The 20,180-nt window shown below is 73.2% G+C and carries 21 protein-coding genes; 15 read left to right on the top strand and 6 right to left on the bottom strand.

Going from position 1 to position 20,180, the window contains the following annotated elements; genetic code table 11:
• Positions 1–57 precede the first annotated feature (57 nt).
• Positions 58–2,184, top strand: coding sequence for an ATP-dependent zinc metalloprotease FtsH (gene ftsH / locus ABD948_RS11300; protein ID WP_345265774.1), 2,127 nt, complete (start codon positions 58–60; stop codon positions 2,182–2,184).
• 58 nt (positions 2,185–2,242) lie between these two features.
• Complete coding sequence (folE, locus tag ABD948_RS11295) at positions 2,243–2,857, top strand: GTP cyclohydrolase I FolE (RefSeq protein WP_345265772.1); 615 nt, start codon at positions 2,243–2,245, stop codon at positions 2,855–2,857.
• 5 nt (positions 2,858–2,862) lie between these two features.
• Here the strand turns inward: folE and ABD948_RS11290 are convergent, their stop codons facing one another.
• Positions 2,863–3,735, bottom strand: coding sequence for a hypothetical protein (locus tag ABD948_RS11290; protein ID WP_345265770.1), 873 nt, complete (start codon positions 3,733–3,735; stop codon positions 2,863–2,865).
• Positions 3,736–3,882: 147 nt separating this feature from the next.
• Positions 3,883–4,767 (bottom strand): sulfotransferase, encoded by an 885-nt coding sequence (locus tag ABD948_RS11285; protein WP_345265768.1) that lies wholly within the window; start codon positions 4,765–4,767, stop codon positions 3,883–3,885.
• A gap of 106 nt (positions 4,768–4,873) precedes the next feature.
• Between ABD948_RS11285 and ABD948_RS11280 the strand changes: the two genes are divergently transcribed.
• Positions 4,874–5,743 carry a class I SAM-dependent methyltransferase gene (locus ABD948_RS11280; RefSeq protein WP_345265766.1) on the top strand — a complete coding sequence of 290 codons (870 nt, stop codon included), beginning with the start codon at positions 4,874–4,876 and terminating at the stop codon, positions 5,741–5,743.
• A gap of 10 nt (positions 5,744–5,753) precedes the next feature.
• Complete coding sequence (locus tag ABD948_RS11275; RefSeq protein WP_345265764.1) at positions 5,754–6,494, top strand: class I SAM-dependent methyltransferase; 741 nt, start codon at positions 5,754–5,756, stop codon at positions 6,492–6,494.
• Between the two features lie 28 nt (positions 6,495–6,522).
• Here ABD948_RS11275 and ABD948_RS11270 read toward each other — a convergent pair whose 3' ends face one another.
• Together ABD948_RS11270 and ABD948_RS11265 are read right to left on the bottom strand one after the other, a co-directional pair.
• Positions 6,523–6,912 (bottom strand): hypothetical protein, encoded by a 390-nt coding sequence (locus ABD948_RS11270; RefSeq protein WP_345265762.1) that lies wholly within the window; start codon positions 6,910–6,912, stop codon positions 6,523–6,525.
• A gap of 9 nt (positions 6,913–6,921) precedes the next feature.
• Complete coding sequence (locus ABD948_RS11265) at positions 6,922–8,472, bottom strand: glycosyltransferase family 61 protein (RefSeq protein WP_345265760.1); 1,551 nt, start codon at positions 8,470–8,472, stop codon at positions 6,922–6,924.
• Between the two features lie 82 nt (positions 8,473–8,554).
• On the opposite strand from ABD948_RS11265, the gene folP reads away from it, so the two are divergent.
• From folP to ABD948_RS11235, 6 genes are all read left to right on the top strand, one after another.
• A complete protein-coding gene (gene folP / locus ABD948_RS11260) occupies positions 8,555–9,388 on the top strand; it encodes a dihydropteroate synthase (protein ID WP_486348261.1) in 834 nt (277 codons plus the stop codon).
• Complete coding sequence (gene folB / locus ABD948_RS11255; protein WP_345265758.1) at positions 9,385–9,759, top strand: dihydroneopterin aldolase; 375 nt, start codon at positions 9,385–9,387, stop codon at positions 9,757–9,759. The genes folP and folB overlap by 4 nt, the downstream gene beginning before the upstream one ends.
• A complete protein-coding gene (folK, locus tag ABD948_RS11250) occupies positions 9,752–10,321 on the top strand; it encodes a 2-amino-4-hydroxy-6-hydroxymethyldihydropteridine diphosphokinase (protein WP_345265756.1) in 570 nt (189 codons plus the stop codon). The genes folB and folK overlap by 8 nt, the downstream gene beginning before the upstream one ends.
• Positions 10,318–10,827, top strand: a complete 510-nt coding sequence (locus ABD948_RS11245) for a DUF3180 domain-containing protein (protein WP_345265754.1) — start codon at positions 10,318–10,320, stop codon at positions 10,825–10,827. The genes folK and ABD948_RS11245 overlap by 4 nt, the downstream gene beginning before the upstream one ends.
• 226 nt (positions 10,828–11,053) lie before the next feature.
• Positions 11,054–11,695 (top strand): hypothetical protein, encoded by a 642-nt coding sequence (locus ABD948_RS11240; protein ID WP_345265752.1) that lies wholly within the window; start codon positions 11,054–11,056, stop codon positions 11,693–11,695.
• A 63-nt stretch (positions 11,696–11,758) separates the two neighbouring features.
• Entirely contained in the window at positions 11,759–12,850 is a 1,092-nt protein-coding gene (locus ABD948_RS11235) for a GNAT family N-acetyltransferase (protein ID WP_345265750.1), read from the top strand.
• 109 nt (positions 12,851–12,959) lie between these two features.
• On the opposite strand, the gene ABD948_RS11230 is transcribed toward ABD948_RS11235, so the two are convergent.
• Positions 12,960–13,976, bottom strand: a complete 1,017-nt coding sequence (locus ABD948_RS11230) for an ABC transporter ATP-binding protein (RefSeq protein ID WP_425576568.1) — start codon at positions 13,974–13,976, stop codon at positions 12,960–12,962.
• A gap of 3 nt (positions 13,977–13,979) precedes the next feature.
• Between ABD948_RS11230 and ABD948_RS11225 the strand changes: the two genes are divergently transcribed.
• The 3 genes from ABD948_RS11225 (at position 13,980) to ABD948_RS11215 (ending at position 16,583) form a co-directional block, all read left to right on the top strand.
• The gene (locus tag ABD948_RS11225) at positions 13,980–14,705 is read left to right on the top strand and encodes an ABC transporter permease (RefSeq protein WP_345265748.1); all 726 of its coding nucleotides are present in this window, start codon (positions 13,980–13,982) and stop codon (positions 14,703–14,705) included.
• On the top strand, positions 14,702–15,484 hold the full coding sequence (locus ABD948_RS11220; protein WP_345265746.1) for an ABC transporter permease: 783 nt from the start codon (positions 14,702–14,704) through the stop codon (positions 15,482–15,484). Before ABD948_RS11225 ends, ABD948_RS11220 begins: the two co-directional genes overlap by 4 nt.
• Positions 15,485–15,590: 106 nt before the next feature.
• Entirely contained in the window at positions 15,591–16,583 is a 993-nt protein-coding gene (locus tag ABD948_RS11215) for a glycine betaine ABC transporter substrate-binding protein (protein WP_345265744.1), read from the top strand.
• Positions 16,584–16,722: 139 nt separating this feature from the next.
• On the opposite strand, the gene ABD948_RS11210 is transcribed toward ABD948_RS11215, so the two are convergent.
• Entirely contained in the window at positions 16,723–17,850 is a 1,128-nt protein-coding gene (locus tag ABD948_RS11210) for a glycosyltransferase family 2 protein (RefSeq protein ID WP_345265742.1), read from the bottom strand.
• 34 nt (positions 17,851–17,884) lie between these two features.
• Between ABD948_RS11210 and ABD948_RS11205 the strand changes: the two genes are divergently transcribed.
• The gene (locus tag ABD948_RS11205) at positions 17,885–19,027 is read left to right on the top strand and encodes a sulfotransferase family protein (protein ID WP_345265740.1); all 1,143 of its coding nucleotides are present in this window, start codon (positions 17,885–17,887) and stop codon (positions 19,025–19,027) included.
• Positions 19,024–19,935: a hypothetical protein gene (locus tag ABD948_RS11200; protein WP_345265738.1), complete on the top strand. Its 912-nt coding sequence runs from the start codon at positions 19,024–19,026 to the stop codon at positions 19,933–19,935. Before ABD948_RS11205 ends, ABD948_RS11200 begins: the two co-directional genes overlap by 4 nt.
• Positions 19,936–20,180 lie beyond the last annotated feature (245 nt).

The following is a 20,180-nucleotide window of genomic DNA, read 5'->3' as shown; positions in this document are numbered from 1 at the left end:
ACTCGTGTCAAGGCCGCCCCGCGGCCCGTGGCACACCCGCCGAGTCGAGAGAAGTCCGTGAAGCGCGTTTTCAAGGGTCCCTGGGTCTGGATCGCCGTCGCCGTCATCGGCGTGCTCCTGGCCCTGCAGTTCCTCGCCCCGGGTGGCGGGTACGACGAGGTGCCCACCTCCCAGATGGAGTCCTACATCGAGAAGGGGGAGGTCAAGGAGATCACCTTCATCGACGGTGACCAGGAGATCCAGGCCACCCTCGACGACGGCACCCGCTCGGCCGGCGACCAGGTCCGCTCGGCCTACATCATCGGCCAGGCCCCGCGGATCCTCGACCTCGTCGACGAGCAGGTCGCCGAGGGCACCATCGAGGAGTCCAACTCCGAGAACCCCCAGCCCTCCATCCTCGGCTCGCTGCTGGTCACGCTGCTCCCGATCCTGCTGATCGTCTTCCTCTTCCTGTTCCTGATGAACAACATGCAGGGCGGCGGCCGCGGCGTCATGCAGTTCGCCAAGTCCAAGGCCAAGCTGATCTCCAAGGACATGCCCAAGTCGACGTTCACCGACGTCGCGGGCTGCGAGGAGGCCATCGAGGAGCTCGGCGAGATCAAGGAGTTCCTCCAGGAGCCCGCCAAGTTCCAGGCCGTGGGTGCCAAGATCCCCAAGGGCGTGCTGCTCTACGGGCCTCCGGGCACCGGCAAGACGCTGCTGGCGCGCGCCGTCGCGGGCGAGGCCGGCGTCCCCTTCTACTCCATCTCCGGCTCCGACTTCGTCGAGATGTTCGTCGGCGTCGGTGCCTCCCGCGTGCGCGACCTGTTCGAGCAGGCTAAGGAGAACGCCCCGGCGATCGTCTTCATCGACGAGATCGACGCCGTCGGTCGTCACCGTGGCGCCGGTATGGGCGGTGGCCACGACGAGCGCGAGCAGACGCTGAACCAGCTGCTGGTCGAGATGGACGGCTTCGACGTGCGCGGCGGCGTCATCCTCATCGCCGCCACCAACCGCCCCGACGTGCTCGACCCCGCGCTGCTGCGCCCGGGCCGCTTCGACCGGCAGATCCAGGTCGACGCCCCCGACCTCTCGGGTCGCCACCAGATCCTGCAGGTGCACTCGCGCGGCAAGCCGATGGCGCCCGACATCGACCTGCTCTCGGTGGCCCGCCGCACGCCCGGCTTCACCGGCGCGGACCTGGCCAACGTGCTCAACGAGGCCGCGCTGCTCACCGCGCGCAGCAACGAGAAGCTGATCACCAACCCCTCGCTCGACGAGGCCATCGACCGCGTGATCGCCGGCCCGCAGCGCCGCACCCGCCTGATGAGCGAGAAGGAGAAGCTCATCACGGCCTACCACGAGGGCGGCCACGCGCTGGTGGCGGCGGCGATGCCCACCACCGACCCCGTGCACAAGGTGACGATCCTGCCGCGCGGCCGGGCGCTGGGCTACACGATGGTGCTGCCCGACGAGGACAAGTACTCCCAGACCCGCTCGGAGATGCTCGACAAGCTGGCCTACATGCTCGGCGGCATGGCCGCGGAGGCGCTGATCTTCCACGACGTCACCAGCGGCGCCGGCAACGACATCGACAAGGCCACCAGCCTGGCCCGCGCGATGGTCACCCAGTACGGCATGACTGAGCGCCTGGGCGCCGTCAAGCTCGGCAGCGACAACTCCGAGCCGTTCCTGGGCCGCGACATGGGCCACAGCCGCGACTACTCCGAGCAGACCGCCGCCGCGGTCGACGAGGAGGTCAAGAACCTGCTGGCCAACGCCCACCAGGAGGCCTACGACGCCCTGGAGCGCAACCGCGACGTGCTCGACGCACTCGTGCTCGAGCTGCTCGACAAGGAGACGCTCGACAAGGCCCAGATCGCGGCCGTCTTCGAGGCGCTGCGCCGCACCGACGACCGCCCCGCCTGGACGGGCTCGCCCACCCGTGCCCCCTCGCAGATCCCCCCGGTGGAGATCCCGCAGGAGATCCGCGACCGTGCGCAGGCGGCCGCCGCTGCCGCGGCCAGCAACGGCCGCGGCCACACCCCGGGTGCCCCCGGAGGCTCCGAGGAGGGCGGCGCCGTCGTCACCCCGCCGGGCCCCGGCGGCGACGTGCACGGCGACCCCGGCACCCAGCCCGGTGGGTGGACCCCGCCGCAGCCCCCGGCTCCCGGTTCCGGCGGCCCCGGCGGCCCCTCCTACTGATCCCTCCAGCAGGCCCCGGCGCCCTTCCCCTGCGCGCCACGAGCGAGATGAGCACGACATGACCGACCCCATCCGCGACCCTGCGCGCGCCCCCGAGGACGTCCCGCCCTTCGACCACGAGCGCGCCGAGGCGGCGGTCCGCGAGCTGCTCATCGCCATCGGTGAGGACCCCGAGCGCGAGGGCCTGCTCGAGACGCCCGCCCGCGTGGCCCGCGCCTACGCCGAGCTCACCGCCGGCATGCGGATGACCGCCGAGGAGGTGCTCACCACCACCTTCGACCTCGGCCACGACGAGATGGTGCTGGTGCGCGACATCGAGCTGTGGTCGATGTGCGAGCACCACCTGGTGCCCTTCACCGGCGTCGCGCACGTGGGCTACATCCCGGCCTCCACCGGCAAGATCACCGGTCTCTCGAAGCTGGCGCGGCTCGTGGACCTCTACGCCAAGCGGCCCCAGGTGCAGGAGCGGCTCACCACCCAGATCGCCGACTCGCTGATGGAGATCCTCGAGGCGCGCGGCGTGATCGTCGTCATCGAGGCCGAGCACCTGTGCATGACCATGCGCGGGGTGAAGAAGGCGGGCGCCCGCACGATCACCTCGGCCGTGCGCGGGATGCTGCACAAGCCCGCCACCCGCGCCGAGGCGATGGCGCTGATCCACGGGCGGCGCTGAGCCGGTCAGCGCGGAGGGTCTCGGTCACCTGGTGACGGAGAACCTCCGGCGGGGCAACGCCGCGAGCACGCGTGCGCACGCCCGGTCCACCCCCGAGCAGCCAGGACCCGCCCCACGGTGCCTGCGAGCCGGCAGGGCTGCAGCACCTGCGCCCACCCGACCCGCAGGGTGATGTCGCCGCCGACCAGGGCCGCCAGGTCCCGGTCGAGGTCGGCCCACCGCTGGCCCGGTGCGCCGTGGGCGAGCCGTCCGTCGAGCTCGACGACGACCTGCCGGGCCCGGTAGTCGACGTCGCGGTAGGCGGCGGACCCACACGGCCGGACCCGCCGCTGCCGGTCCGCGCCGGGGAGACCGTGGGCACGTTCCACCTGGGCGAGGTAGCGCCTCTCGAGTGCTGACCACGCTCCGACGGAGACGTCGTCGAGCACCGCCGTCAGCAGCCCTCGCCGGGCCACCCGAGACTGCGACTCCAGGTGGCGGCGCAGTCGCTCGGGGGTGGTGAGGCGGCTCTGGCACACGTCGGCCAGGGCGGCGACGGCTGCGTCGACGGTGCGAGCGGCGACGGCTACGGTCAGGGCAGCGTGCTCCACCGTCACCGTGCGGGGGCGGCGGCTGGGGTGCACGACCTGCTCGTAGGCGATGCGGCGCACGGCTCGCACGCCCAGCACCGGGTCCACCCGCCGCTGGGCGGGGAGCAGCACGTGCAGCTGCCGCCAGGTCAGCGGCCCGGTGTGGTGCACGTAGACGCCGGTGTGCACCTGCGCCCATTCGCGACGCCGCAGCCGACGTCGGACGTCGTGGTCGACCCCGCCGGACGCCAGCACCTGACGGCGGCACACGACGCCGTCCTGGTCGGCGAGCAGCTGGGCGAGGTCCACGGCGGCAGCCTGCCTGCTCGTGAGCCGTCGCGGGGAGGCCCGCTTCGCGCCTGTGGATGACGGCGGGCGGGGTGGTCGACGTCGGAGGTTCTCAGCCATCAGGTGACTGAGAACCTCCGATGACCAGGCCTGACCGACCATGCATGTTCAGTCCAGAAGGCGGGCGCTGGGCCACAGCGCTGACAGGTCCTCGATCCCGAATCGCTCCTGCACCGCGAGATAGGTCGCGCGGTAGTGCGCGACGATCTCGGCCACGACGTCGTCGGGCAGGGACTCGTGCTTGGGGGAGGGGTTGGCGCGGTCAGCGGTGTCAGTGGGTCGGTAGGTCACCCCCGCGGCGTCGCACAGACGGCGCAGCGCCTTCTCGGTGAAGAGTCGCTCCGAGAACTCGTAGTGCACGTCGGCAGCGAACACCTCGTCGAGCCGTTCGATCGTGTGCTCGTAGCGGGTGCGCGCCTCGACGGTCGGGCGGCGGTACCGCTCGCGCACCAGCTCGATCTCGGAGCGCGGGTTGCGGCGCTTGCCGCGCTGCTGGTTCATCCGCACCTGCGACCAGATGCGCTCCACAGGGTCGCGCATCACGAACAGGGCCACCGCGCGCACGCCGCGCACCGCGAACTCGTGACGGATCTGCCGGTAGCGACGCAGCGGCAGGAGTGCGTAGTTGGGGGTGACGTCGAGGGTCATCCGGATGCCGGGTCGTCGGGAGAGATCGGCGAAGTAGTCGTAGTAGACGCGCTGGTCGGCCATCATCGCGAGCCGCAGGAGGTTGTTGGGGTGGGTCGGGGTCGCGGACTCGACCGCATCGAGCTCGGCGCGCGCCCGCTCGAAGATCAGGGACCGGGTCACGGTGTGTTCAGGGGTGTCGAGGCAGTCGAAGATCGTGTACTCGGCGTCGAAGCCCGGCTCACACTCCGGCGCCTGCGCCAGGTACCGCTGCACCCACGTGGTGCCGGCCTTCTGGGCGCCGACACCGAGGAGGTGGATCGGTCTGCTGTCGGCATCGGGGCCGCTGGCGGCAGGCACGGACACGCGCTCAGCGTAGTGGTGGTGCCGGGCCGGTCGGCTCCACCCCGGGCGCCCGCGCCCGGGAGGGCCGGCCACGCTCTCTGGACGCGGTGCCGAACCTTTTCGCCCGGTGGTGCGTCGGACAGGTGACCGCCGCGCCCAGCTGCGCGCGGACGACGACGAGGAAGGCCGAGCGCCCGTGCACCTGGACGAGATCCGCAATCTCCACGAGAGGCTGCTCGGTCGCAACTACGGGTCCCTGACGGTCGAGGAGGTGGCGTGGCTACAGGAGCTGGTGGTCGAGCACCAGCCCCGACGGGTGCTGGAGCTGGGGACCGCCTCCGGTCTCACCACCGGCTTCCTGGCCCGCTTCGTGGCCGAGCAGGGCGGGAGCCGGGTCGTCACGGTCGACCACGACGACACGTTCTTCGGGGACCCGAGCAAGCCCAACGGGTTCCTGGTGGACCAGGTTTACCCGGGCGGCCCCGTGGTGGTGGAGCGACGCACCTTCACGACGTCGCCGAGCGTCGCCATGCGCAGCGTCGAGGAGACCTACGAGATGGCGTTCATCGACGCCAACCACCAGCACCCGTGGCCGACGATCGACGCGCTGTGCGTCATCCCCGCCCTGGTGGGCCCGCGCGTCCTGCTGATGGACGACCTGCGGCTGTACTTCCGGCAGGCCAAGGGCCGGGGCATCGGACCCAAGCACCTCTTCGACCAGTTCCCGGAGGCACGACGCGAGCAGGCCCCGGTCAGCGGCGGGAACGTGTTCCGGTTGCGCGTGGACGGCCTGCCCGCAGCAGAGCTGGAGCGCATCGCCGCCGACTGCCTGGCCATCCCGTGGACCCTCACCAACGTCATCGCGCCCGAGCGCCTCGACGCCGTCCGGTCGGCGCTGTCGCGGCACTACAGCGCCGGGCTCGTGGCCCACTTCGACGAGTGCACGGCCCGCTACAACGCGCCGACGGGTCGCGCCTACGCGACCCGTCGTCCCTAGAGTGCGGCGCATGCGACGCCACGACCTTCTCGCCGGGCTGCACCAGCGGCTGCGCCCCCGGACCTACCTCGAGCTCGGGGTCAGCACCGGGAGCAGCATGTCCCTCTCGCGGGCCCGGTCGATCGGCGTCGACCCGGCCTTCACGGTCAAGCGAGAGGTGCGCTGCGACCTGCAGCTGGTGCGCAGCACCAGCGACGAGTTCTTCGCACGCCCCGATCCGCTCGCGCACTTCGAGGGCGTGCCGGTGGACCTGGCCTTCGTCGACGGGATGCACCTGGCGGAGTACGCGCTGCGCGACGTGGTCAACGTGGCGCGGCACGCCCACCCCGCGACCGTGGTCGTCCTCGACGACATGCTGCCGCGCAACCACGACGAGGCCTCGCGCGACCGCCGCCGCGGGCACGGCGCGTGGGCCGGTGACGTGTTCAAGGTCCTCGACGTGCTGCGGTCGACGGCACCGGACCTCACGGTGATCGAGGTCGACACGGCGCCGACGGGCGTGGCCGTCGTGCTGGGGCTCGCCGCGGCCCACGAGGCGCTGCTGGCGGCCTACGACGACGTGCTGCCCGCGCTGCTCGGGCCGGACCCGCAGCAGGTCCCGGCGCGCGTGCTCGAGCGCTCCGACGCCCGCGACCCGGCCGGGCTGCTGGAGAGTGGGCTGTGGGGCGAGCTGGCGGCGCTCCGCGAGGCGGGCCCTGGCCTGGAGCCCGGCGCGGTGCGCGATGCCTTGCGGCGCCACCTGGGCGGCTGACTGCCGCCCGCGAGGGTGGGCGCAGCCCTCAGTTGCCGAGCGCCGACTCGGCGAAGGAGGGCAGCAGGGCGACCGGCCGGCCGGGCACGAGCACGAGCCGTGTGCGCAGCCCCTGGGGAGCGCGCCGGGGGCCGAGTCGCAACTGGAGCCGCCAGGTGCCCGCGAGTCCCCCGTCGTCGGGGAGGACGGTCACGACCCGCCGACCCTGCGGCAAGGTCTCGACCCGCGCGGGGAACCCGTGGGCCGTCTCGTCGTCGGGCGCCGCGGCGCGCAGCCGTAGGCGCGCCTGCGCGCGCTCGAAGCTGGCCTCCGGCAGCACCAGCACCACCTCGACACCCTCACGGGTGCGTCGTGCGTGGCTGAGCAGCGGGTCGACGCGGAGGGGATCCGGGCGGCTCGGGTCGGGGCGGTCGGTCACGACGGGCATTCAAGCACCGCCGAGCAGGCGGGCGAGGGTGGCGCGGTGGCGGTCCACGCCGAAGGTCCACGGCGACTGGAAGGCCTCGTAGCTCCACGCGCCCTCGGGGTGGGGCACATCGGGCTCGCTCCACAGGTAGTGCACAGGGACCCCGTGCACCGCGGCCATGAGGTGCTCGTTGCGGGCGTCGTAGGCGGTGTGCGCGAGCACGACGACCTGCTCGACGTCGCGGGCGAAGGCGAGGTTGAACATGCCGGTGCCGCCGAACCCGGCCACCACGCGCGCCTGGGCGAAGAGCGCGGCCTGCTCGGGGACCGACATGGCGCCCGGCTGGACGACGGTGAACCCGAGGCCGCGGAAGAGCTGCTCGACCTCGGCGAGGTCGTGGCAGGCGCGGTGACCGGTGGCGGCCCGGGTGACGAAGATCCGCGGGGCCGGCTCCACGGTCGTGGTCGGCAGCCCCGTACGCAGGTCGGACCACAGATCGCGGATCGCCGGGTGGGCGGAGTAGGGCTCCTTGTTGTGCCACAGGGGCGTGACCCCCACCAGGCTGTCGACGCTGACCGAGTGGTCCATCCACGCGACGTCCTCCTGCGCGATGCCGAGGGCGGCCAGCAGCGGCAGGTCGGGCCGACGCCGCCCGTGGTCGTGCTTCTCGGTGCGGCGCAGCAGCAGCTTGAGGTCGGGGTCGGCCTGCTTCGCGGCCCGCCACCCCCACAGGCGGGAGACCGCCTCGGTCATCAGGTGTCCGTAGTGGCCCGGGTTCTTGTAGTCGAGGTAGTAGTAGCTGCCCGGCAGGTGCTCGTGCACGGGCTCCGGCCGACGCGTGCGCGCGACGTGGGCGTCGACGTCGACCAGCCGCTTGTTGACGGGGACGTCCTGCAGGTGCCAGCGGTAGGTGTCGGGCAGCAGGGTGTGACTGGCCGGGTGCAGGACCACCGAGCCCTCGACCAGGTGCAACCGACCCTCGTAGCGCCGCAGGTGCGCGGCCGGGGCGGCAAGGTCGCCGTGCAGGTCGACGGAGCCGTCGTCGCCGTGGCTGGTGCTCGCCGGGTGGGGCGTGAGGACGGCTGGTCCGAACGAGGCCAGCTCCGTGACCGCGACGTCGGGGGCGCGGGCGGCCAGCACGCGATCCACGTCGGCGTCGCGGGTCTTGACCAGGTGGTGCCCCCGCTTGGTGACGGTGACCCTGCGGTCGCCGGCGCGGATGTCGGCGATGGCGCGCGCCGGTTCGGCCCAGCGGCGGCCGAGACCGCGCCCATCTCCCTGCGCCGCGAGCTCCCGCAGCCGCTCGAGCACGGCGCCGTCGTTTCCTGGCCCGCACAGCACCATCCACGTGCCGCCGTCGGCCAGGTGCAGGAAGAGGTCGCGCCACCTGGCGAGCTGACGGTCGGGGTCGCGCCAGCGCGCGTCGACGACCAGGCGGAGCTCGGGGACCCGCGCGAGCCGCTCGTGCAGGTCCCCGGCGCCCCCGTCGGTGAGGACGAGGTCGACCTCCTCGCCGAACCGGCGGCTCGCCACCGGGGCCGAGGGCGCCAGGACGACGCGCGTCGCGCTCATGCGCGGATGCTACGACGATCCGACGGTGCCGCCCGCGACACTCGCCCGGATCGACGTCGGCATCTCCCGATACCGTCGTCCCATGCTGGTCATGGGCGTCGTCAACGTCACGCCCGACTCGTTCTCCGACGGCGGCGAGCACGCCGACGCCGCCAGCGCCGTCGAGCACGGGCGCCGGCTGCTGGCCCAGGGCGCGGACCTGCTCGACATCGGCGGGGAGTCCACGCGCCCGGGGGCGACGCGGCCGCTGGTGGCGCAGGAGCTCGACCGGGTGGTGCCCGTGATCGAGGCGCTGGCCGCGGAGGGGGCGCGGGTCTCGGTCGACACCATGCGCGCCGAGGTCGCGCGGGCCGCGGTGGCGGCGGGCGCGAGCGTCGTCAACGACGTCTCCGGCGGCCTGGCCGACCCCGAGGTGCTCGAGGTGGTGGCGGCGCACCCGCACGTGACCTACGTGGCGATGCACTGGCGCGCGCACAGCGAGCGGATGCGCGACTTCGCCGTCTACGACGAGCCGGGCGGCGTCGTCGAGGCGGTGCGGGCCGAGCTGGCCGAGCGCGTGGCCGCGGCGCAGGCCGCCGGCATCGACGACGAGCGCCTGGTGCTCGACCCGGGCCTGGGTTTCGCCAAGAACGGCGATCACAACTGGCAGCTGCTGCGCGGGCTCGGCCGGGTGGCGGACCTGGGTTTCCCGCTGTTGGTCGGCGCCAGCCGCAAGAGCTTCCTCGGCGCGCTCCTGGCGGAGGGCCCGGACGGCGCCCCGCGCCCCCCGCGCGAGCGCGAGGTGGGTGGGCACGCCGTCACTGCCTGGCTGGCTGCCCGCCACCCCGGGCTGTGGGGGGTCCGGGTGCACGACGTGCGGGGCACCCGTGATGTGCTTGCCGTGATCAACCGGCTGCAGGAGGAGGACCCCGCGTGACCGACGAGCTGAGCGTGCTCGGCCTCGAGTGCTACGGGTACCACGGCGTCTTCGAGCACGAGAAGCGCGAGGGCCAGACCTTCGTCGTCGACCTCACGCTGGGCGTCGACACCTCGTCCGCGGCGGCCTCCGACGACTTGCACGACACGGTCGACTACGGAAGTCTCGCGATGTCGGTGAAGGCTGCCGTCGAGCACGACCCGGTCGACCTGATCGAGACCCTGGCGCAACGGATCGCGGACGTCTGCCTCTTGGACTCCCGTGTTGAATGGGCCCGGGTCACGGTTCACAAGCCGGATGCACCCATCGACGCGACGTTCCGGGACGTCGCGCTGACGATCACCCGAGACGCGAGGGCCGACCGTGACTGAGACCCCCAACCCGCACATCGTCGACGCCGACACGCTGACCGGCGAGATGCGTCCGATCCGCCGGGTGGTGATCGCCCTGGGCTCCAACCTGGGGGAGCGGATGGCGAGCCTGCAGGGCGCCGTCGACGCGCTCGCCGACACCCCCGACGTCTGGGTCACCGGCGTCTCCCCGGTCTACGAGACCGAGCCGGTCGACGCCCCGGAGGGCTCCGGGGCCTACCTGAACGCCGTCGTGCTGGCCGACACCACGTTGGCCGCCAACCGCCTGCTCGACCGGGCGCTGGCCATCGAGGACGCCTACGGCCGCGAGCGCACCGACGAGGTCAACAGCCCGCGCACGCTCGACGTCGACCTGATCGTGGTCGGCGACCGACGCAGCGACACCGACTCGCTGCGCCTGCCGCATCCGCGCGCCCACGAGCGCGCCTTCGTGCTCAAGCCCTGGTACGACCTCGAGCCCGACGCCGTCTTCCCCGAGCACGGCCCGATCGCCGACCTGCTCGGCAAGACCGGCCTCGAGGGCCTCACCCACCGCGAGGACCTCGCGCTCGAGATCGGGTGAGCGCAGAGCGCTCCTCCGAGCCGGAGCCCACCGGCAACCTGCGGCCCACGCCGCCGGGCAGCATCGCCGCCTGGGCCCTCGTCGGCCTGGTGGGCGGGTGGCTGCTGCACCGCGGCAGCGACCGGTTCGGCATGACGCCGCCGATCGTCTCGTGGCTCCAGCCGCTGGCGCTGTTCCTGGTGGCGCTCGTGCTGGGCGGTGCCGCGTGGGCCACCTGGCGCGCGGTGCACGTGCGCCGCGAGCGACTGCCCTCGCACCAGGCCCTCAACCGGCTGGCCCTGGCCCGCGCCTGCCTCTACGTCGGGGCCCTGGCCGCCGGTGGCTACCTGGGCTACGCGGTGAGCTGGCTGGGCGTCGACGCCCAGCTGGCCGAGCAGCGGCTGGTCCGATCGTTCGTGGCGGCCGGCTGCGGTGTCCTCGTCGTCGTCGCGGGCCACCTGCTCGAGCGGGCCTGCCGGGTCCCGAAGCGGCCCGGTGACGACACCCCTGGCGCTGCCCCCGCCTGACGCGCGGCGCGGCTCGCTGTGACGGGTGGGGTTGGTGGGCTTGGTGGGGCGAGCGACGGCATGTTACTGACCCGCGCGAGTAGTAGGACCCCTCGCCATGACCGGTCCTACTACTCGCAACGGTCAGTAACATGCGCCGCGCCGCCACCAGTTCGCTGTGACGGGTGGGACGCGTGGGACGGCGTGGCTCCCGGCCGACGACGGCGGGCGCGCCTAGCATCCGGGCATGACTTCCCCGTCGGGTCCCTCGCGCCGCCGCCCCCGTTCCTCGCGGGTGGTGGCCTCGGTGGGGCTGCTGCTCCTCGCCGCCGCGTTGGTCACCGGCGCGGCTCTCAGCGGTCTGTGGGTGCTGCTGCTGATCGCCGCCGTGCTCGCCGTCGCGCTCGGCGCCGTCGCCTGCCGCCTGGTCTACTCCGACCTCACCGACGTGCACCGCGCCACCGCCCGCGAGCGCGCCACGCTGGCCCGCGACTACCAGGACCTCGCCGCGTGCCGCGCGGTGGAGCACCGGGAGTTCGTCACCGCCATCAGCGCCCGCCTCGACGACGCCGAGGCCGTGCTCACCGAGCAGCACGCCCGGATCCTCGAGCAGGACGCCACCGTGGGGCAGCAGAAGGCCCGCATCGGCGAGCTGCGCACCTCGCTCAGCTCCGCCCGCAGCGACCTGGACCGGGCTCGCGCCCGCCTGGCCTCCACCACCGCCCGCGCCGAGCAGGCCGAGCGCGAGCGCGCCGAGGTGCAGCGTCGCCTGGCCGACGCCGACGAGCGCGCCGCCGAGGCGATCGTGCGCGTCGTCGAGCTGGAGCAGGAGCTCGACATCACGCTCGCCCAGTGGCAGGCGGGCGAGACCCACCGCAAGCACGCCTGAGTCGCCCGTCAGCACCAGCACCGCCGGGGGGCGCCCCGGCGGCGTCCGGCACAATGACCCCTCGTGATCCCCGAGGAGTCCCGTTTCGAGAGTGACCCCGAGGAGCTCGTCGAGCTCCCGCCGACGCTTCCCGACGGCTGGGAGATCGCGACGCCCGACGCCGGTGACCGCTTCACCGTCGCGCGGCTGACCCACCTGCTGCGGGCGCACGAGTCCGCCGGCCGCGGCTGGGCCGGCGCCGGCGTCGACGACGTGCTGCTCGAGGTCTCCGAGGCCTCCCTGCGCACCCGCGAGAACGTGGTCGTGCGCGACCCCGAGGGCGAGATCCAGGCCTGGGGCAGCGTGCACGACCGCGCCGGCGGCCGGATGCTGTTCGTGCACGTGGTGGCCCGCGACCTCGACGAGCGCCTGGGCCGCGCGTGCTCCGACGTCCTGGTCGAGTGGGCCGTCGGCCAGGCCCGCGCCGTCGGCGCCGCCCGCGGGCTGGAGACCCAGCAGATCGACACCGGGGCCTTCGCCGACGACGAGCGCCAGCACCGCTGGTTGGCCGCGCAGGGCTTCACGATGGTGCGCACCTGGTGGCAGATGAGCCGCCCGGTGGCCCCCGAGGAGTCCGAGCTGGTGCCCGACCCCGCCGAGTGGGACGGGCGCGACGTCACCTTCCGGCTCGTGCGCCGCACCGGCGACGGGATGCCCGAGGAGCAGGACCTGCGCGAGGTGCACGAGGTGCTCGAGAGCGCCTTCACCGACCACTTCAACTCCCACGAGGAGACCTTCGAGGAGTTCCTGCACCGGCTGCGCCTCGAGCCCGGCCACCGCTGGCACCACTGGTGGCTCGCCGAGCTGACCGACGGCCCGGAGCCCCAGCCCGTCGGCGCGCTGATCGGCGAGGTCTCGCCCAGCAGCAACGGCCCCGACAGCTCCTACGTGAGCTACATCGGCGTGCTCGAGTCCGCGCGCGGCCGCGGCGTCGCCAAGGGCCTGCTGCACACGATCATCGCCGACGCCGCCGCGCGCGGTCGCGACAGCGTCGGCCTCGAGGTCGACGCCGACTCGCCCACCGGTGCCTCCGAGCTCTACCTCGGCCTGGGCTGGGAGACGCGGTACGTCACCCAGTCCTGGCACCGCGACGTGCCGGTCGTCGAGGCCGACTGACCGATCTGCGGTGACCACGCACGCGAGAGGGTGGTCGGTCGGGCACGGGATCCCGGTACGCGCCGTCCCTCGTCCCTCGGGACGCCGCTACTCGAGCAGCGGCTGAGGCTCAGGCGTCGCGCAGCGAGGCCCGCAGCGCGCGGTGCACCCCGGCCGGCGTCAGGACGCCGACGAACTCGGCGCCGCGGCGCACGCCCACCATCGCCTTGTCCTCGCGCAGCATCGCGGCGAGCGCCTCCTCCAGCGAGGCGTCGACCGAGACCGTCGCGCCCAGCTCGCCGGCGGTGACGCCGTCCATGGGCTCGAGGTGGGCGGGGTCGATGGCGGTGACGGTGAGTCGCCGCAGGCCACGGGTGGCGCCCACGAAGTCCTCCACGAAGTCGTCGGCGGGGCGGGCGAGCAGCTCGGCCGGGGTCCCGAACTGCGCGAGGCGCCCGCCCGCGGCGAAGACGGCGACGCGGTCGCCCATCCGGACGGCCTCGTCGATGTCGTGGGTCACCATCACCACGGTCTTGCCGAGGTCGCGCTGCAGTCGCAGGAACTCGTCCTGCAGCTTGACCCGCACCACCGGGTCGACGGCGCCGAACGGCTCGTCCATCAGCAGCACCGGCGGGTTGGCGGCGAGCGCCCGGGCGACGCCGACGCGCTGGCGCTGGCCGCCCGAGAGCTGGTGGGGGTAGCGGTCGCCGTAGGTGGCGGGGTCGAGGCCGACGACGTCGAGCAGCTCCTCGGCGCGCTGGCGAGCAGTGCTCTTGGACTCGCCGTGCAGCAGCGGCACGGTCATCACGTTGGCGGTGATGCGCTGGTGCGGGAACAACCCGATCTGCTGGATCACGTAGCCGATGTCGCGGCGCAGCTTGACCGGGTCGGCGTCGGTGACGTCCTGGCCGTCGATCTCGATGCGGCCCGTCGTCGGCTCGATCAGCCGGTTGATCATCTTCAGCGTCGTCGACTTGCCGCAGCCCGAGGGCCCGACGAGCACCACCATCTCGCCGCGCGCGACGTCGAGGTCGAGCTCGTGCACGGCGACCGTGCCGTCGGGGTAGGTCTTGCCGACGCCGGTCAGCCGGATCATCGTGCTCGCCGGGGCTGCCGCGGATCCGCTCGGTGAGCCGGTACCGTCCATGCGGTGACCCTACTGCCGGCCGCTGCGCCCGTGGCGCAGGCCGCCGACGACGGGCCGAGCTGCTACAGCCGGTTCGTCAACGAGTGGTTCTGCCTCGACTACGTGCGCGACCGCCAGGACGAGATCGTCGACGCCACCGTGGAGCACCTGCTCATCACGGTCAGCGCGGTGCTGCTCGGCCTGCTCATCGCCTTCCCGCTGGCGCTGCTCGCGCGGCGCGTGACCCGCCTGGAGTCCGGCGTCGTCGGCTTCTCCACCGGCCTGTACACGATCCCCTCGCTCGCGCTGTTCCCGATCCTGGTGCCGTTCACCGGGCTCTCGGCGCTCACCGTCGTGATCGGCCTGGCGCTCTACTGCCTGACCATCCTGGTGCGCGCGCTGCTCGACGGACTGCGCGCGGTGCCGGACGACGTGCGCGAGTCGGCCACGGGGATGGGCTACGGGCCGACGCGGCTGCTGCTGCGCGTGGAGCTGCCGCTGGCCCTGCCCGTCGTCATGGGCGGCCTGCGCGTGGCCACCGTCTCCACGGTGGCGCTCACCACCGTCGGCACGCTCGTCTCCTACGGCGGGCTCGGTGACCTGATCAACCACGGCCGCCAGTACGACTTCCGCGCCGAGCTGCTCACTGCCGCCGTGCTCTGCGTGGTGCTCGCTGTGCTGCTCGACGTCGTCATCGTGCTCACCCAGCGCGTGCTGACGCCGTGGACCCGGCAGGGGGCGGGCGCATGAGGCTCTTCGCCGACACCTGGCGCTACCTCACCGACGCCGCCAGCTGGACCGGCTCCGGCGGCATCCTGGCCCGGCTGGTCGAGCAGCTGCTGCTCACCGTCACCGCGCTCGGCCTGGCGATGGCGATCGCGCTGCCGCTGGCGCTGTGGCTGGGCCACCTGGGTCGCGGCGGCTTCCTCGCCATCAACATCTCCAACGTGGGCCGCGCCGTCCCGACCTTCGCGCTGCTGGCGCTGCTGGTGACCCTGGACTGGCCGGGCTCCCAGACCTTCGGCCCCTACGGTCGCGCCGGCCTGGCCACCCTGATCGCGCTGGCGCTCTTCGCGCTGCCGCCGCTGGTCACCCAGTCCTACGTGGCGATGCGCGAGGTGCCCCCGGACGCCCGCGAGGCCGCCGACGGCATGGGCATGTCGGGCTCGCAGAAGTTCTGGCGCGTCGAGCTGCCCCTGGCGCTGCCGCTGGTGATGTCGGGCATCCGGCTGGCGCTCGTGCAGGTGTGGGCCACCGCCACCATCGCCGCGCTCGTGGCCGGCCCGGGGCTCGGTCGCATCATCACCGAGGGCTTCGCCAACGACCGCTACAGCCAGGGCATCGGCGCCGCGATCGTCGTCGCCCTCGTGGCGCTGGTGCTGGAGCTGGCTGCCGCGGCGGTGCAGCGGGCGGTGGACCCGATGCGGGGCGCCGGACAGGGTCGACCGGGCACCGCGGGTGGGGCCGGCGAGGAGACCGAGTCGCAGGATCCCGCGACGACGTCGGCGGCGGCATCTAGGCTTCCCTGATCCGCCCTCCGTCGCACCGACGGCGGGTGCGACGCCCCTGGAGAAGACGGGGTCGTCACCGGACACGCGTGGCCGCCGGTCACGGGACACAGAAGGAACGAACCCCATGAAGCAGACCCGCACGCTGCGCCGCGCCATCGCGGCCACCTTCGCGGCCACCCTGGTCACCTCCCTCGGCGCCTGCGCCGGCGACGACCTGGCCGAGGAGGACGAGACCACCACCTCCGACGAGTCCTCCGACGCCGCCTCCGAGGACGCCTCCGCGCCCGCCGGCGGCGGCGACGTCACCCTCGCCAGCCAGAGCTTCGACGAGGCGGCCCTGGTCACCGCCATGTACGCCGGCGTGCTCGAGGACGCCGGCTACACCGTGGAGACCCAGCTCGTCGACACCCGCGATATCTACATGGCCGAGTTCCCCGGCAACGTCGACATCGTCCCCGAGTACGTCTCCGGCATCGGCGACTTCCTCAACGTGCAGGCCAACGGCGAGGGCGCCGAGCCCATCACCGACTCCGACACCGACGCCTCGCTCGAGGCCATCGCCCCGCTCGCCGAGGCCGAGGGCATCACCCTCCTCGAGCCTTCCCCGGCCACCTCGCAGAACGCCTACTTCGTGAGCCAGGACTTCGCGGACTCCGAGGGCCTCAGCGCGCTCTCCGACCTCGAGGGCCAGTCCGTGGTGCTCGCGGCCGCCCCCGACTGCGAGGGCCGCGAGGACTGCGAGGCCGGGCTGAGCGACGTCTACGGCATCGACATCACCGAGCTGCTGCCCCTGGGCTACGCCTCGCCCGAGACCTACGGCGCCGTCATCGACGGCGAGGCCCAGCTGGGCCAGACCGGCACCCTCGACGGCACGCTCGAGGAGCAGGGCCTGGTGCTGCTCGAGGACGACCGCGGCATCCAGCCCGCCCAGAACCTCGTGCCCGCCGTCTCCTCGGACTTCCTGGCCGAGAACGAGGCCGTGGAGCCGCTGCTCGACGACCTGATGGCGGCGCTCGACAACGAGGTGCTCGCCGAGCTGCTGGTGCGCGTCACCGTCGACCGCGAGACCGTCGAGGACGTCGCCAACGACTTCCTCACCGAGGAGGGCCTGGTCTGACCAGCCCCGTCTCGATCACGCCTGATCGAGCCTGATCCGGTGCGACGGCGCCCGGGACCCGTGGGTCCCGGGCGCCGTTCGTCGTCAGTGGCCGGTCAGTGGCCGGTCAGTGGCCGGTCAGTGCCGGGTCAGTGCCGGGTCAGTGCTCGGTGTCGCGGACGGCGAGCGCGGCGTGCGGCACGCTGCCGGGCGCGAGCACCTCGGGCGGCACCGCCAGCACCACCCGGCCCTCGCGGTCGGTGACCCGCGGGGCCGGGCCACCGAGGTCGGCCACCCAGCTCATCACCGCGGCGGCGTCGTCGCGGCGGTCCTGCTCGACCAGCCAGCCGGTGAGTCGGTGCACCGGCGGCAGCCCGCTGTGGGTCAGCGAGCGCTCGGCCCACATCTCGGCGACGCCGGCCTGCAGGAGCCTCCACCAGTCGTCGTCGCAGCCGGGGATGGCGGTGAAGTAGCGGTGCAGGTCGCCGGCCAGCACCCGGTCGTGGAAGACCTTCGAGACCCGGTCCGACCCGTGCTCGCGCACGCTCGCCAGCGCCATCCGCTTCGTGGTCCAGCGGTCCTCGAGGTCGGCCAGCGAGGCGCGCTGCTGGGTGATCGAGGAGCCGTCGGCGCGGATGCGCCACACGTAGACGACGTCGGGCAGCACCCCGAAGCGGCGGGCGGCCAGGTAGGCGCGGGTGGTGGTGGGCTGGTCCTCGTAGCGCACGCCCTCGGGCCAGGCGAGGCCCACACCGTCGTAGAAGTCGCGGCGGAACAGCTTGTTCCAGGCGAAGACGTCGCCCAGCAGCTCTGGCTCCTGCTCGATCAGGAGAGCGGCCCGCTGTCGGTGCAACCGGCGCATCCACGGCGGCGTCACCCGCTCCTCGCCCTCCCACCGGGTGATCGAGCCGGTGACGAAGTCGCAGCCCGCGCGCCGCGCCTGGCGCAGCATCACCTCGTAGGCGGCCGGCGGCACCAGGTCGTCGGAGTCGGCGAAGGCCAGGTACTCCCCGCGGGCGTGGCGCACGCCCTCGTTGCGGGCCGCGCCCAGGCCGCGGTTCTCGGTGTGCACCACCCGCACCCGGGGGTCGCGGCGCGCGAACTCCTCGGCGATCTCGCCCGAGGCGTCGGGGGAGCCGTCGTCGACCACGACCACGTCGAGGTTCGCGTGCGTGGAGGCCAGCACGGTATCCAGGCAGCTCGCCAGGTAGCGCTCAACCCGGTAGACGGGCACCACGACGCTCACCAGCGGCGCGCGGCGCGACCTGCCCGGCAGCCACGACGTCATGCCCGCACCGTAGTGGCCGTTAGGCTCACCGACCGTGAGCAGCCCCAGCCCCGCGAGCAGCACCGGTACCGACCCCGCCGACGTCGCCCCGGAGGAGTACCCCCGCAAGGTCCTCTTCGTGGCCGGTGCCGGCCGCAGCGGCACCAGCACCATGGCCGGGCTGATGTCGATCCTCGGCCTGCACGTGCCGCAGCCCGAGGTCGAGGCCGACGCCACCAACCCCAAGGGGTTCGGGGAGCCGCGCTGGGTGGTCGACCACCACGACCGGCTGCTCAAGGAGGCGCTGGTGCAGGTGAGCGACTCGCGCCCCGACGCCTGGTTCGAGACCGGCCGGGTGGCCACCCGCGAGCCCGAGCGGATCGCCACCGCGGAGTGGCTCGACGGGCACTTCGACGTCAACCGCGAGCTCGTCGTCAAGGACCCGCGGCTGAGCTGGTTCCTCTCGCTGTGGCGGGTGGCGGCCATCCGCTGCGGCGCCACGCCCGTCTTCGCCACCATGCTGCGCCCGCCCGCGGAGGTCGTGGGCAGCAAGCAGACCTACTACGCCAACAAGCTCGGCTCGGCGCACCTGGCCGCCTCGTGGCTCAACATGCTGCTGCACACCGAGCGCGCCACCCGCGAGTCCGTGGCCGACGGCGGCCGCGTGTTCGTGCGCTACGGCGACCTGCTCGACGACTGGACCCGCGTGACGATGTCGGTGGGGGAGCGGCTGCAGCTGCAGCACGTCATGCACGCGCGCAGCGAGCAGATCCGCGACGGCCACCGCTTCGTCGACCCCTCGCTGCGCCGGATGAGCCAGAGCCTGGAGGACCTCGCCCTGCCGCGGCGTCTGCACGACCTCACCGCGCAGACGTGGGAGGAGCTCAACAAGCTCGCCGACGAGGGCGGCGACACCCCGCAGGTGCACGCCACCCTCGACCAGCTGCGCGAGGAGTACGTGGACCTCTACGCCGAGTCCGAGGCGATCTCGCGCTCCTCGGTGGTGGCCGCCGAGCAGACCACGCGCCGTCAGCTCAAGGGCGGCGGGGGTGGCGGCGGTCGTCCCGGACCCGCGCCGGCGGCGCCGTCGTCGGACGCCGGCCGCGTGGCCGACAGGATCCCGCACTCCGTGCGCGCCCTGGTGCCGCCGAAGGCCCGCCAGGCCCTGCGCCGCGCCGCGGGCCGCGAGCGCCCGTGACGGCGCACGCCGGCCGCGAGGGCATCGCCAACCTCGAGGGCCACACCGAGTTCGACATCACCTGGCCCTGGGTGCGCGGACCGCTGCGCCCCGGCACCACCGCGGTGCTGCGGGTCAAGGACGAGGCGCCCTCGCTGCCGTTCGTGCTGCCGCCGCTGCTGCGCGCCTGCGACCACGTGCTGCTGGTCGACAACGGCTCGACCGACGGCACCGCCGAGGTCGCGGCGCAGGTCGCGGAGCAGCACGCCCGCAGCGAGAAGCTGCAGGTGCGCGACTACCCGTTCGCCGTGGCGCGCGCGGGTGCGGAGCACCGCGCCGTCCACGAGCTCTCGGTGCACTCGCTCTCCTACTTCTACAACTGGTGCTTCGCGCAGGTGGGCACGCGCTACTCGTGGAAGTGGGACGGCGACATGGTGCTGACCACCGAGGGGGAGGCCTCCATCGCCGACCTCGGCTGGCAGGTCGGCGACGTGCCGTCGATCATCCGCGTGCCGCGCCACGGCCTCTACCTCGACGGTGACGCGCACGGCTACCTCGACCTCGGCCTGCGCAACGCCGAGGAGTGGGGCTTCCCGATCGGCCCGGACTTCGTCTACACCAAGGCCTTCGAGTGGGAGATCCGCACGACACCGGAGCGCTGCCGCTCCATCGGCCTGCCGCACGGCCTCTGCGTGGAGCTGAAGTACCTCGACGGCGACGAGTTCGCCCACTGGACCGATCCCGCCTCGTTCGCCACGTCGTGGCGCAACAAGCGCAAGCGGCGTGAGTGGGAGGTCTTCAACGCGCTGAAGGAGGGCCGGGTGCTGCCCGGCGTCCACGAGATCCACGCCCCGCCCGGCGTCCACATCGTCGACCACGTCACCCACGACTGGCTGCCCCGCGCCCCCCGCCCCCTCCAGGTGGGCTGACCTCCACGCCGACCCGGCGTGAATGCGCGTCAACAAGGCGCTGACCTGGCGTGAATGCGCGTCAACAAGGCGCTGACCTGGCGTGAATGCGCATGGCTGGGTCGTCGAGCCGTGCGTTGTCGGGCCGGGTCGGCGGTCGAGCCGTGCGTTGTCGGGCCGGGTCGGCGGTCGAGCTGTGCGTTCTCGCGACGGGTCGGTGCGTTGTTGACACATGTTCACGCCGGGTCGGCGAGTGGTGCGGGTCA

The sequence above is a fragment of the Nocardioides nanhaiensis genome, assembly GCF_039542785.1.
Taxonomy (GTDB): domain Bacteria; phylum Actinomycetota; class Actinomycetes; order Propionibacteriales; family Nocardioidaceae; genus Nocardioides; species Nocardioides nanhaiensis.
The sequence above is the reverse complement of the archived record's forward strand: the minus strand, read 5'-3'. Positions and strand labels throughout refer to the sequence as shown.

Excerpts from the sequence above, each read along its gene's own strand:
- folP (WP_486348261.1), top strand. The coding sequence starts at position 8,555 with ATGCTGGTCATGGGCGTCGTCAACGTCACGCCCGACTCGTTCTCCGAC.
- ABD948_RS11210 (WP_345265742.1), bottom strand. The coding sequence starts at position 17,850 with ATGACGTCGTGGCTGCCGGGCAGGTCGCGCCGCGCGCCGCTGGTGAGC.
- ABD948_RS11240 (WP_345265752.1), top strand. The coding sequence starts at position 11,054 with ATGACTTCCCCGTCGGGTCCCTCGCGCCGCCGCCCCCGTTCCTCGCGG.
- ABD948_RS11265 (WP_345265760.1), bottom strand. The coding sequence starts at position 8,472 with ATGAGCGCGACGCGCGTCGTCCTGGCGCCCTCGGCCCCGGTGGCGAGC.
- folE (WP_345265772.1), top strand. The coding sequence starts at position 2,243 with ATGACCGACCCCATCCGCGACCCTGCGCGCGCCCCCGAGGACGTCCCG.
- ABD948_RS11275 (WP_345265764.1), top strand. The coding sequence starts at position 5,754 with ATGCGACGCCACGACCTTCTCGCCGGGCTGCACCAGCGGCTGCGCCCC.
- ABD948_RS11230 (WP_425576568.1), bottom strand. The coding sequence starts at position 13,976 with ATGGACGGTACCGGCTCACCGAGCGGATCCGCGGCAGCCCCGGCGAGC.
- ABD948_RS11215 (WP_345265744.1), top strand. The coding sequence starts at position 15,591 with ATGAAGCAGACCCGCACGCTGCGCCGCGCCATCGCGGCCACCTTCGCG.
- ABD948_RS11220 (WP_345265746.1), top strand. The coding sequence starts at position 14,702 with ATGAGGCTCTTCGCCGACACCTGGCGCTACCTCACCGACGCCGCCAGC.